Source organism: Campylobacter concisus (assembly GCF_003048375.1).
Taxonomy (GTDB): domain Bacteria; phylum Campylobacterota; class Campylobacteria; order Campylobacterales; family Campylobacteraceae; genus Campylobacter_A; species Campylobacter_A concisus_T.
In genome coordinates this window covers 420,988-432,806 of sequence record NZ_CP021642.1, presented here as the reverse complement: position 1 = coordinate 432,806, position 11,819 = coordinate 420,988, and the positions used below count along the sequence as shown (strand labels likewise).

The 11,819-nt window shown below is 41.7% G+C and carries 10 protein-coding genes; 4 read left to right on the top strand and 6 right to left on the bottom strand.

Annotated elements, in window-relative coordinates; genetic code table 11:
- From larB to larA, 4 genes are read right to left on the bottom strand one after another with little or no spacing between them, the layout of a single operon-like run.
- Positions 1-747 carry a nickel pincer cofactor biosynthesis protein LarB gene (gene larB, locus CCS77_RS02170; RefSeq protein ID WP_107916427.1) on the bottom strand — a complete coding sequence of 249 codons (747 nt, stop codon included), beginning with the start codon at positions 745-747 and terminating at the stop codon, positions 1-3.
- Entirely contained in the window at positions 744-1,517 is a 774-nt protein-coding gene (larE, locus tag CCS77_RS02165) for an ATP-dependent sacrificial sulfur transferase LarE (protein ID WP_107916426.1), read from the bottom strand. Before larE ends, larB begins: the two co-directional genes overlap by 4 nt.
- Positions 1,489-2,679: a nickel pincer cofactor biosynthesis protein LarC gene (larC, locus tag CCS77_RS02160; RefSeq protein WP_107916425.1), complete on the bottom strand. Its 1,191-nt coding sequence runs from the start codon at positions 2,677-2,679 to the stop codon at positions 1,489-1,491. Before larC ends, larE begins: the two co-directional genes overlap by 29 nt.
- 2 nt (positions 2,680-2,681) lie before the next feature.
- Positions 2,682-3,932: a nickel-dependent lactate racemase gene (larA, locus tag CCS77_RS02155; protein WP_107916424.1), complete on the bottom strand. Its 1,251-nt coding sequence runs from the start codon at positions 3,930-3,932 to the stop codon at positions 2,682-2,684.
- Positions 3,933-4,136: 204 nt separating this feature from the next.
- Between larA and CCS77_RS02150 the strand changes: the two genes are divergently transcribed.
- Entirely contained in the window at positions 4,137-5,816 is a 1,680-nt protein-coding gene (locus tag CCS77_RS02150) for an anaerobic C4-dicarboxylate transporter (protein ID WP_107916423.1), read from the top strand.
- A 92-nt stretch (positions 5,817-5,908) separates the two neighbouring features.
- Here the strand turns inward: CCS77_RS02150 and flhB are convergent, their stop codons facing one another.
- Entirely contained in the window at positions 5,909-6,982 is a 1,074-nt protein-coding gene (flhB, locus tag CCS77_RS02145) for a flagellar biosynthesis protein FlhB (RefSeq protein ID WP_002942594.1), read from the bottom strand.
- Positions 6,983-7,124: 142 nt separating this feature from the next.
- Here flhB and CCS77_RS02140 point away from each other — a divergent pair, with 142 nt between their 5' ends.
- The 3 genes from CCS77_RS02140 (at position 7,125) to rpmA (ending at position 8,778) form a co-directional block, all read left to right on the top strand.
- A complete protein-coding gene (locus CCS77_RS02140) occupies positions 7,125-8,087 on the top strand; it encodes a hypothetical protein (RefSeq protein ID WP_107916422.1) in 963 nt (320 codons plus the stop codon).
- A 107-nt stretch (positions 8,088-8,194) separates the two neighbouring features.
- Positions 8,195-8,509, top strand: a complete 315-nt coding sequence (rplU, locus tag CCS77_RS02135; RefSeq protein ID WP_002942523.1) for a 50S ribosomal protein L21 — start codon at positions 8,195-8,197, stop codon at positions 8,507-8,509.
- Between the two features lie 11 nt (positions 8,510-8,520).
- Positions 8,521-8,778 carry a 50S ribosomal protein L27 gene (gene rpmA, locus CCS77_RS02130; protein WP_002942569.1) on the top strand — a complete coding sequence of 86 codons (258 nt, stop codon included), beginning with the start codon at positions 8,521-8,523 and terminating at the stop codon, positions 8,776-8,778.
- A gap of 118 nt (positions 8,779-8,896) precedes the next feature.
- Here the strand turns inward: rpmA and uvrA are convergent, their stop codons facing one another.
- Positions 8,897-11,725 (bottom strand): excinuclease ABC subunit UvrA, encoded by a 2,829-nt coding sequence (gene uvrA / locus CCS77_RS02125; RefSeq protein ID WP_107916421.1) that lies wholly within the window; start codon positions 11,723-11,725, stop codon positions 8,897-8,899.
- Positions 11,726-11,819 lie beyond the last annotated feature (94 nt).

Here is an 11,819-nt window from a genome sequence, read left to right as displayed (position 1 = left end):
TTAGAGATGATTTATCAGGCTTGCGTTATATGCGGCGCCGTATCCGTTGTCGATATTTACGACGCTAACGCCATTTGCGCAGCTGTTTAGCATGGCTAGCAGTGCTGCAACTCCGCCAAAATTTGCCCCGTATCCCACACTAGTAGGCACTGCGATCACTGGAGAGCTTACAAGTCCAGCTAGCACGCTAGCAAGTGCACCCTCCATGCCAGCAACGGCGATCACGACCTTTGCACCACGTATCTCGTCAAGCTTTGCGACCAGCCTATGTAGCCCTGCTACGCCGACATCGGTAAATTTTCTCACGTCATTGCCTAAGAATTTTGCTGTCTCGTAGGTCTCCTCCACGACTGCGCCATCAGCAGTGCCAGCAGAGACTATCGCGATGTAGCTTTTTGTGAGTGCCTGTTCTTTAAATTTGACGCTGATCACCCTACCGCGAGCGTTAAAATTTGCCTGCGGAAAGATCTCACGAATGCGTTTAAAAACACTCTCATTTGTTCTTGTGATCAGGATATTTTCATTTTTTTCGCCGATCGCACTAGCAATTTGCAAAATTTCATCATCTGTTTTATTTGCCCCGTATATCACCTCACCAGTGCCATTTCGCAAAGCGCGCTGAGTGTCGATCTTGGCGCATCCGATATCGTTAAATGGGTAGTTTTTTAGATACTTTAGCGCATCTTGCTCGCTCATCTTGCCGTTTTTTATACCAGCGATAAATTCTAAAATTTCAGTCTCGCTCATGCCAAAACATCCTCTCTAAGCCCCTTTAGATCAAGCGTCACCTCTGCCGCGCCAAGTGCGACTAGCTCTTTAACGATAGACTTAAATTTTACGTCGTTTAAAAAGTTTTGCATGCTAGAAAATGGCATTTGCAGCTTCATTTTTCTATCATCAAGCCTTGCTCGCACATTTGCGTAGCCGCTTTTTATCAGTAAATTTTCAGCCGCTTCTACTAAATTTAGATCGCTCACGCTTATCTCTTTTTCATGAGGCAAACGAGTTAGCAAGCATGCGTAGCTTGGCTTGTCTGCTGTTGCTAAATTTAGCTCGCGTGAGAGCTCGCGGATCTCAAATTTACGTAAATTTACAAGTGGCGAAAGCACGCCAAGCTCCTCTTTTGCCTTAAGCCCTGGGCGATATTCGCCAAGATCGTCCTTGTTTGTGCCGTCAGCCAAATTTGTAAATCCAAGCTCTTTTACACGAGCAAGAAGCCTTGAAAAAACTGCTTTTTTACAAAGATAGCAGCGATTTTGTGGATTGAGCTTTATCTCATCGGCGATGCCTACCTCAAATACCTCGTGCCTGATGCCATAAAATTTAGCAAATTCTATCGCCTCATCTATCTCGCGCAAAGACATATAGGGCGATTTTACCGTGAGTGCTAGCGCATTCTCACCAAGTACGTCTGCAGCGACCTTTAGCAGTAGTGAGCTATCTACGCCACCACTAAATGCAACGGCTAAATTTCCTAGCTTTTTTATATCATTTTTTAGAATTTCTAATTTCGTCATACTTTTTAAAAATTTCTTTTTTTACTTGAAATATCGATGTTTTATGCATAAGTGCCGCGCTTTTGCACTCGTCAAATTCAGGCTTTGCTTTTTCATCATCGCCTGAAATTTTTAGTCTTATATCGCCAAATTTAGTCTCAACAATTACAAATTTTCGCTTTAGCTCGGTTTTTACGACATCTATCTCGCGAACACCGATGGCCGTCGTGTGCGTAAATATAAGCTCTTTTAGCTTTTTCGTATCTTCGCTTTTACACAAGACGTTTAGCTCAAAACCGATGCGTCCTTTTTTCATATATATAGAGTGACTAAAGACATCTAGTGCGCCATTTTCGCGTAAAATTTCACACGCAAAGGCAAAGCTTTCTGCGTCCATATCATCTATGTTTGTGGATATCATTTTTTGCACCAAATTTTGGCACTCATCCACCTCGCAGATCATCGCACGAAGGGCATTTGCAAAATTTGGAACGTTTTTTTCACCAGCCCCGTAAGCTACTCTTTCTATTTTGAAATTTATCTCACCCACAAACTCATCTGCGCATGCTTTTAGTATCGCAGCACCTGTTGGCGTAGTCATCTCAAAATTTGCTCGCCCAAGACTAACTGGCACATCTTTTAAAATTTCACAAACCGCTGGCGCTGGGACGTTAAGATATCCGTGGTCGCACTTTACTACGCCGCCGCCAAGCTCGATCTTTGAACTAACGACTCTAGAAATGCCAAAATTTTCTAATAAATACTCAAAGCAGATCGCCGCTCCAACGACATCTACTATGCTATCAACCGCTCCAACCTCGTGAAAATGCACCTCATCGATGCTAACTGCATGCACTTTTGCTTCAGATTGAGCGATCACGTGAAATATCGCAACGGCCTTTTTCTTGCAAAATTCGCTCAAATTTGAGCTAGCCAAAATTTGCTTGATATCAGCGTAGCTTCTAGCGTGAGGCTGCGATTTTAGTAGCACGACGTCGATTTTGGTCGCAGCGATGCCGTTTTTTACTACGTTTTTTTGCTCTAAGCGAAATTCTCCGCTCAAATTTAGCTTCTCTAGCTCAGAGCAAAGATAGCTAAAATCCACTCCAAGCCCGACAAGAGCGGCTAAATTCATATCGCCACTAATGCCAGAGCTTGCGTCATAGTATAAAATTTTAGCCAAACTCACACCTTAGGCACGGTCATAGAGCCAAACGGCAAGATGATTATTTTTGCATCCGCACCTTTTTGCACTAGTGCCTCATCTACAGCCTTTTGTAGGTCATGATACGGCTTTAGATGCACAGCTCTCATCTCATCGTCGCTTAGATCAGTCACAGCCCAAGTCTGCGCCCAAAGCGAAATTTCAGCCATTTTTGCAGCTTTGTGATAGCCAAGCTTAAAGCCAGAATTTATCTTTTCTAGCACTTTTTTTGGCGTATCGGCCGATGCCATAAGGTCAAAGAAAGGTTTTGGACCGATGCCTGTGCGGCATTTTGCGACCATTATTAAAATTCCATCTTTCGCAAGCGCTAGTTTGCCGTTATCTAGGGCTTTTTGCGCCTGATAAAGATCGACATCCATAGGATATGGTGCCACCGAGATCACGATGTCAGCCTTTTGTGGGATATTTACGCAAAATACCTCATCGGCCTTTTTTACGCAGTCATAAAAGCTATCGTTCAGATCGCCAGCACTCGCATAATAGACGCCGTGCTCGCTATCAAGCACGGTTTGTATAGAAAATACGTCGATATTTGAAAGAACTTTCATCGCATCGATCATATCTTCATGCACAGGGTTGCCCTCAAGGCGCAGCGCCTGAGCGTCAGGACTAAGTGCTAGTTTGTGGTTTTGCGTGATGCTTTCGTATGAGGCAGTGCCTGGCAAAAAGGCCTTTCTACCGCCGGTGTAGCCTGCGAAATAGTGGGGTTCGACTGAACCTATGACGATCACTTTTTTAGCTTCAGCCACGATCTTGTTTAGATACATCTGTGTGCCGTTTTTGCTCTCGCCTAAAAAGACCATCTCATCGTGCTTTGAGTCGTGGTCGTGAACCTCGTTTTTGGCTCTGATCTCTGGGTAAATTTCTTTAGAAAATATCATATTGTATTCATCTAGCGTGCCCTCTCTGTGACAGCCAGTGGCGATGATGAAAATTTTATTTTTATCGCGAAGCTTTGGGTAAATTTGCTTTAAAATTTTAGCAGTTGGCGTAGGTCTTGTGCCGTCATTTACGATGATAACGATCTTTTCATCTCCAGCGATAAACTCATCAAAGCTCTTTTGATTTATCGGATTTGCTAAAGCCTTTGCGATAAGCGCTGCTTCGTCAAATTTAGCGACCTTGTTTGGGTCAAAAACACCAAGCAGATTTTTTTCGTCTATTTTTAAATTTATATGGTCATCTTTGCCATAAGCGATAGGGATTTGCATGCTTCTCTCCTTAAATTTAACTATTAGTTGTTTCCTTTTAGGATTTTATCTCAATCTTTCTTTTAAATATATTTATTTTTCCACAAAAATATAGATAAGATAACAAGAATTAAATGTAATATTAAATTCTACATATCTTTTTTAATTAGTATTTAATTTTAATATTTATATACTATTTACGTAATTTTCGAAAAGGGAGAAATCATGGAATTTCTTACAAGTTTGTCTGAGAGTACGCAGTTTTTCTTACAATTAATCGTCGTGCTCGGCTGTTTGTTCTACGGAGCAAAAAAAGGTGGTATGGCACTTGGTGTCCTTGGCGGCATCGGTCTTGTTATTTTGGTATTTGCATTTGATTTAAAACCAGGTAAGCCTGCTATTGATGTTATATTAACTATTCTTGCAGTTGTTGTAGCAAGTGCTACACTTCAAGCAGCTGGTGGTCTTGATGTTATGCTTCAGATCGCTGAAAGAGCGCTTAGAAAACATCCAAAAACAGTTTGTTATCTTGCACCTATTTGTGGCTGGACACTAACAGTGCTTTGTGGTACAGGTCACACAGTTTATACACTTTTACCGATCATCTATGACGTATCAATGAAAAGTGGTATCCGTCCAGAACGTCCGATGGCAGCTACTACGATCTCATCTCAGCTTGCCATCATCGCAAGCCCAGTTTCAGTTGCTGGTGTGTCTATGGTTGCTGTTCTTCTTGGTACTGGTACAGTTCATATTGAGGGCTTTACAAGCTATGTTGATCTATTAAAAGTTACCATCCCTTCTACATTTTTAGGTGTGCTTTGCATAGGAACTTACTCAGTATTTAGAGGTAAAGATCTTGATAAAGATCCAGAATTCCAAGCAAAAATAGCTGATCCAGAGCAAAGAAAATATATATATGGTTCTGATGAGGCACATTCATTGATCGGTGTGCATTTGCCAAAAAAACAATGGAATGTTATGTGGATATTTCTAGCTACAATCGCTGTTGTTGCGGTTCTAGGCTATTACAAACAACTTCGCCCAAGCTGGACAAGCAATGTTCCTGGTAAATCAATAGAAATAATCGTAGATAAAAAAACAGTTAAAAACATCACTGTTAAAGACGGACAAGTTGTTTCTATGGTTGGCGATAGCAAAATCGTTTCAAACGTAAAAGACAATAAAGTAAAAGACGCTACTAAATTTACAAGCGTTCAAGTGCTAGATAAAGACAACAAAGTAACACAAAGCATTGTTTTAAATGGCGCTGATGTTGTTATCACTGCAGGTGATAAAAGCGAAACTATCGCAAACGCGAACATTGTAGTAAAAGATACTATGAAAAAGACTGCACCACTTGGCATGGTTGATACGATCCAAATTTTCATGCTTTTAGCAGCATCTATCATGATGATCTACTCAGGCATCAAAGCAGCTAAGATCGGTCAAAATGAAATTTTCCACAGCGGTATGGTTGCACTTGTTGCGATTTACGGCATTAGCTGGATGGCTGAGACAATGTTCCACTCACACATTGATATGCTCAAAGGCTCACTTGGCGAGGTTATGAAAGCATATCCTTGGATGTATATCATAGTTGGCATGCTTATATCAAAATTCCTAAACTCTCAAGCTGCTGCAGCTGCTACATTTGTGCCACTCGCTGTTCAAATAGGCGTTCACCCAGGCGTTATTGTCGCATTTGCTACTGCTTGCTATGGATACTTCATCCTACCAACGTACCCAAGCGACCTTGCAGCCGTGCAGTTTGACCGCTCAGGCACAACACATATTGGTAAATATGTAATCAACCACAGCTTTATCATCCCTGGTTTCATAGGTGTATTTAGCTCTTGTGCTGTTGGCTGGGTGCTAGCAAATATCTACGGATATCTTAACTAAACTTTTATTTCTGACAAGCTGTTTTAAAGACAGCTTGTCTTTTTTCTACAAAATTTACTACCACTTTTATAAAAATTTTTGGCTTAATGCTCTCAAAGTTTATCTTGAAATTTCTGCTTATTACTCATATAAACAAAGCTTAGCACTTCAGCTACAGCCCTAAAAAGGTGCGCTGGTATCGTATCATCGACCTCACAAACCCTATAAAGCTCCCTTGCAAGAGGTGGGTTTTCATAAATTTGCACTCCGTTTTCAACCGCTACCTTTTTTATCTGAAGCGCCAAGAAATCAACCCCTTTAGCAAGTATTATCGGCGCTTCGTCACGGCTTTTGTCGTATCTGATCGCCACGGCGTAGTGAGTTGGGTTTGTTATGACGACGTCAGCTTGTGGGATATTTTGCATCATTCGGCGTTTGGCTGCACGCATTTGCGCTTGGCGGATCCTGCCTTTAACCTGCGGGTCACCCTCCATCTGCTTGTACTCGTCCTTGATCTCTTGCTTGCTCATGCGAAGGTCTTTAAAATACTGAAAACGCACGATGAGCAGGTCAGCAAGGCCGATCACAAAAAGTATAAAAAGCATGACGCTAACTAAGATGATGAGCTTCTCTTTTAGCCACGCGAGCTGGTCAAACATAGAGAAAAATAGCGTGTGCGGAAGCTCTTTTATAAACTGCAAGAAAAAGTAAAATCCAACTCCAAAGACGATGCTTACTTTAACGACGATCTTGACGCTCTCGATCGCCTTTTTCATTGAAAATAAATTTTTTAGCCCTTTTAGCGGATTTATCTTGCCAAAATTTGGCGTTATGGGCTTTGTGGTAAATATAAAGCCAAACTGCATTACATTTGCGATTATGCCGGCAACCGCGACGCAGATGCAAACTGGCAGGATCATCAAAAGCGCCCTGCCAAAGGTATTTACAACGATCATTTTTACCGTTGGCAAAGTCAGTGGTTGACCGATAAATTTAGAATAGTAGATGTAAAGCGAGATGACCTGATCTTTCATAAAATTTAGCATCGCAAGCAGCACGCCAATAGCGATAACTAGGGTCACAAAGCCTGATAGGTCCTGACTTTTGGGAACGTTGCCGTCCTTTTTGGCGTCTTCTATCTTTTTGGGGGTCGCTTCTTCGGTTTTTTCCTGATCTTCGCCTGCCATCTTTGTCCTAAGCTCGCTTAAATTTGGGCGATTATAGCCAAAATGCGGTTAAACTATCCGCTAAATTTAACTTTTGCAATTCAAAAAACTAAGCCATTTTAGGCGTTTTTGGCTAAAATTAGCAAAAATAAGGAGAGGCAAAATGTCATTTTTAGAAGGCTTGTTTAATATTTTTAAAGCTAAAAAACCGCCAAAAAGCGACGAAGAGCTACTTTTAGATGAGTATGCAAGCATTTACGCTGAAATAAAAGAGAAAAATTTAAATGAATACGACTTTTTATGTGAGCTCATACGATTGCTCTCTTTTTCAAGAGCTAGACGATACGACTTTTGCCTTGAAAAGTGCCTAGCTGATGGCGACGCCGAGGCACTAAATGATCTCATTTTTCAATACGCTAAGCTAAATTTACTCCCAGGATGCAGCGGTGGATATGACCAGTGCGAGAAGCTCATACCAGCGTTTTTTGCTATCGCTTGTGGCGACACAGATAGTATGGCAAGCATCTTTCCAAAAGGCCTGCCACCTAGCAAAAACGGCTATAAATTTCTATGTGTTATGCATGATCTGCTCACTGCGATGCTTTGGCAAGATGAAAATTTACTTGCCCCTGCCCTAGAAAAAGCTCGCACTTTTGCAGAGTCTAAAAAGCCAGCAAACGAAAGAGAGGCGGTTAAATTTGTGCTTGCCTTGCATGAAAAAGATACGGCTGCTATGAGCGAGCATTTGCAGAAATTTTGCTCCACTTTTGGCAGGACAGATGCGCCCAAATTTGAAAAACGCCTCTACATCTTTGCGCACGGACTTCATGCCTTGGCGCGCTACTTTTTACCGCTTGAACTCTTTAAAGAGATAAAGCTACCAAAAAACGAAAATTTCAGTAAATTTTATGCGCAGAGGCTCTTTCAAAACGAAATTCCCAAGCCAAAACTTTATTTTACTTTTCCACCCGAGCTTGAACTGATAAATGTGATCTTAAGCGCTCCAGCAGCTAAAACGCTGGTATATCAGCCACACTTGCCAAGCGACAAAACATTTTTCTTAGATCACACATCTATGATAAGAAATTTAGCCGACAAGATCATAAGATCAGGGGCATTAAAGTAGAATTTATAAACTTTTGGCTAACATTCACACCTTACAACCAACAAAGCTCCATAAATCTTTTGCAAAAAAGTGCTTTTTGGTCTTACCAAATTTTAGAAAGGTAGAGTATGTCAAAATACGCTATATTTAAGCATGGCGGTAAGCAATATCGTGTTAGCGAGGGCGAGTTCCTTAAGCTAGATCACTTTAGCGCTGAAGCTAAATCAACCGTTGAGATTACAGAAGTTTTAGCTGTAAACGACGGCGAAGTAAAGGTAGGTGCGCCATTTGTTAAGGGTGCAAAAGTTGTTCTTGAGGTCGTTAATGAAGGCAAAGACAAAAAAGTAGTTATCTACAAAAAACGCAGACGTAAAGACTCAAAACTAAAACGCGGCTTTAGAAGACAATTTACACGTGTAAAAGTCGTAAGTATCGCAGCTTAAGGAGATAAGATATGGCACACAAAAAAGGTCAAGGTTCAACCCAAAATAACCGTGATAGTATCGGACGCCGATTAGGTGTTAAGAAATTTGGTGGTGAGTTCGTTCGTGCTGGAAATATAATCATCCGCCAAAGAGGAACAGCAACTCACGCTGGAAATAACGTAGGTCTTGGCAAAGATCACACTATTTTTGCATTAGTCGATGGCTTTGTAAAATTTGAAAGACTTGATAAAAACAGAAAAAAAGTATCTGTTTATCCAGCTGCATAATCCCAGGGGCATTCGCCCCTTTTTCTTTTAAATCCACTTAAAAATTTAATAAATTTAATTTATCTTACATATTATATAGCTTGGCATTTTAGACAAATACAAACCATATAAATTTATTTTATTTCGCTTTTAACAAAGCAAGCTCTTGCGCTAGGAATTCCCCTGTGTAGCTGCCAGTTTTTTTGTAGTTTTTAGCTACCTCTTTGACGCTGCCACACGCTATTACTTTACCGCCTTTTGCACCGCCTTCTGGTCCCATATCTACGATATAGTCGCAGTTTTTGATAACATCCATATTATGCTCGATCACAAAGACTGAATTTCCAAGATCGACCAGGTGATTTAGCACCTTTACTAGCCTATCAACATCTGCAAAATGAAGTCCCGTCGTTGGTTCATCAAGGATGTAAAGTGTATTTCCAGTGTCACTTCTACTAAGCTCTTTTGCTAGCTTCACACGCTGCGCCTCACCGCCACTAAGTGTGACTGCGTTTTGTCCAAGCGTGATGTAACCAAGCCCCACGTCTTGCAGTGTGGTGAGCTTTGAAGCGATCTTTGGCACAGCCTTAAAAAACTCAACCGCTTCATCTATGCTCATATTTAGCACCTCGGCGATATTTTTGCCTTTGTATAAAATTTCCAAGGTCTGAGCGTTATATCTAGCGCCATTACAAACATCACAAACCACGTTTATATCAGGCAAAAAGTGCATCTCGATCGTGATCTCACCCTCGCCTTGGCACTTCTCGCAGCGCCCACCTTTGACGTTGAAACTAAAGCGCCCTATTTTATAGCCTCTAAGCTTGGCCTCTTTAGTCTGCGCAAACAAATTTCTTATCTCGTCCATCACGCCGGTATAAGTCGCTGGATTTGAGCGTGGAGTGCGGCCGATCGGGCTTTGATCGAGGTATATGACCTTGTCTAAATTCTCAAGTCCGTTTAAATTTACCCCAGCTATTTTTTTCACTTTTTTAGCTCTATTTAGCTGCTCCTGCGCCTCTGGAAGCAAGGTCTGAAGCACTAGCGAGCTCTTGCCAGATCCTGAGACACCAGTGATGCCAACAAGGTTTCTAAGTGGAAATTTAGCGGTTAAATTTGAGATATTGTTGATATTTACATTTGAAATTTCGAGCCACTTCTCAGCTTTTCTATTTTTTTGATAGTCGATCTTTTTCTTGCCGTTTATGTATTGTGCAGTCTGGGTATCTGAGCTTAAAAGCTCTTTTGCCGTGCCTGCAAAGACCACGCTACCGCCAAATTTACCAGCTCCAGGACCGATATCTACGATATAGTCAGCCTCCTCTATCGTCTTTTTATCATGCTCGACGACGATCACGGAGTTGCCTTTAGCTTGCAAATTTCTAAGCGTCTTTATGAGTTTTAACGTATCTCGCTCGTGAAGGCCGATACTTGGCTCATCAAGCACATACATGACGCCACTGAGCCCACTTCCTATCTGGCTCGCGATCCTGATGCGCTGTGCCTCGCCACCGCTGATCGTCCTAGCGTCGCGCCCAAGCGACAAGTAGCCAAGCCCCACGTCATACAAAAAGAAAAGCCTCTCGTTGATCTCTTTTAAGATAGGCTTTGCGATCGCCTTATCGTAGTCACTTAGGTAGGCAAAATTTTTCTCATTTGAGAAAAATGCGGTGCAGTTTTCTATGCTCATATCTAAAATTTCACCAAGCCCAAGGCCAGCGACCTTGACCGCTAAGCTTTGAGGCTTTAGTCTGTGGCCATTACAAGCGTCACAAATTTTCTCGCTCATATACTCGTCAAAGTCCTTATAATCCTTCAAAAGCCCGTGTGAAATTTTGACCACACCATCAAATTTTCTAAGCAGTTTATTTCGCTTCCAAAAAAACTCAACATCCTTGACGTTGCCATATAAAACGAGCCTCTTTTCATCTTCGCTAAGCTCGTAATATGGCTTTTTGATATCGATGCCGTTTTGCTCGCAAAAAGCAAGTAAAAATTTATAGTAATAGCTCATATTGTAGCCGTAAAGTAGCTTTATTGCGCCGTTTTCTATCGACTTTTCCTCGTCGATGATCTTGCTCATATCTAGGCTATATCTTATGCCAAGTCCGTCGCAGTGCTCGCAAGCGCCCTTTGGCGAGTTAAAGCTAAAGCTTAGCGGCTCAAGCGGCGTAAATGAAATTTTGCAGTCAAAACAAGCCATGTGCTCGCTGTAGTGTATAAAACTCTCTTTTAAGCCCAGCTCGTCAGCGTTTGCGATCTCTATCTCGACCTCGCCAAAGCTCTCATTTAGCGCCTTTTCAACGTCACTTGCTAGGCGCTCGTGATTTTGCTCATCGATGGCGATCCTATCAACGATGACCTTTATCGTGTGTTTTTTCGTTTTTGCAAGCTCGATCTCCTCGTCAAGCCTCACCACCACGCCATCTATCTGCGCCCTTACAAAGCCTTTTTGGCGTAAATTTTCGATCAAGTCTGCCCATGTGCCCTTTTTCTCACGAACTAGCGGCGCATAGATGATCACCTTTGCGCCAAGTGGGAGCTTTGAAATTTCATTTATGATGTCGCTCGCACTCATTTTTGAGATAGGTTTGCCGCATTTATGGCAGTGCTGCACGCCAACCCTTGCGTATAAAAGCCTTAGATAATCATAAATTTCAGTGATCGTGCCAACCGTTGAGCGAGGATTTTTTGAAGTTGTCTTTTGATCGATCGCAATTGCAGGCGTTAAACCCTCGATCTTATCAACATCAGGCTTGCCCACACGGTCTAAAAACTGCCTAGCGTAGCTGCTAAGGCTCTCCATATACCTGCGCTGCCCCTCGGCATAGAGCGTGTCAAAGGCTAGCGTGCTCTTACCACTGCCGCTAAGGCCGGTAAAAACTACTAATTTATTTTTAGGAATTTCAAGGTTTAAATTTTTAAGATTGTGCTCTCTGGCGCCAGTTATTTTTATAGTATCATTCATTAAATTTATACGACCTTTTTAAAATTTTAATCTGTAAATTTAGTCTAAAAGTGATAAAAACTTTATAAAGTAGTTTAAAGAAATTAAGCGTGCT

Coding starts and splice junctions, on each gene's coding strand:
- uvrA (WP_107916421.1), bottom strand. CDS start 11,725: ATGAATGATACTATAAAAATAACTGGCGCCAGAGAGCACAATCTTAAA.
- flhB (WP_002942594.1), bottom strand. CDS start 6,982: ATGGCAGGCGAAGATCAGGAAAAAACCGAAGAAGCGACCCCCAAAAAG.
- CCS77_RS02140 (WP_107916422.1), top strand. CDS start 7,125: ATGTCATTTTTAGAAGGCTTGTTTAATATTTTTAAAGCTAAAAAACCG.
- rplU (WP_002942523.1), top strand. CDS start 8,195: ATGTCAAAATACGCTATATTTAAGCATGGCGGTAAGCAATATCGTGTT.
- larA (WP_107916424.1), bottom strand. CDS start 3,932: ATGCAAATCCCTATCGCTTATGGCAAAGATGACCATATAAATTTAAAA.
- larE (WP_107916426.1), bottom strand. CDS start 1,517: ATGACGAAATTAGAAATTCTAAAAAATGATATAAAAAAGCTAGGAAAT.
- larB (WP_107916427.1), bottom strand. CDS start 747: ATGAGCGAGACTGAAATTTTAGAATTTATCGCTGGTATAAAAAACGGC.
- CCS77_RS02150 (WP_107916423.1), top strand. CDS start 4,137: ATGGAATTTCTTACAAGTTTGTCTGAGAGTACGCAGTTTTTCTTACAA.
- rpmA (WP_002942569.1), top strand. CDS start 8,521: ATGGCACACAAAAAAGGTCAAGGTTCAACCCAAAATAACCGTGATAGT.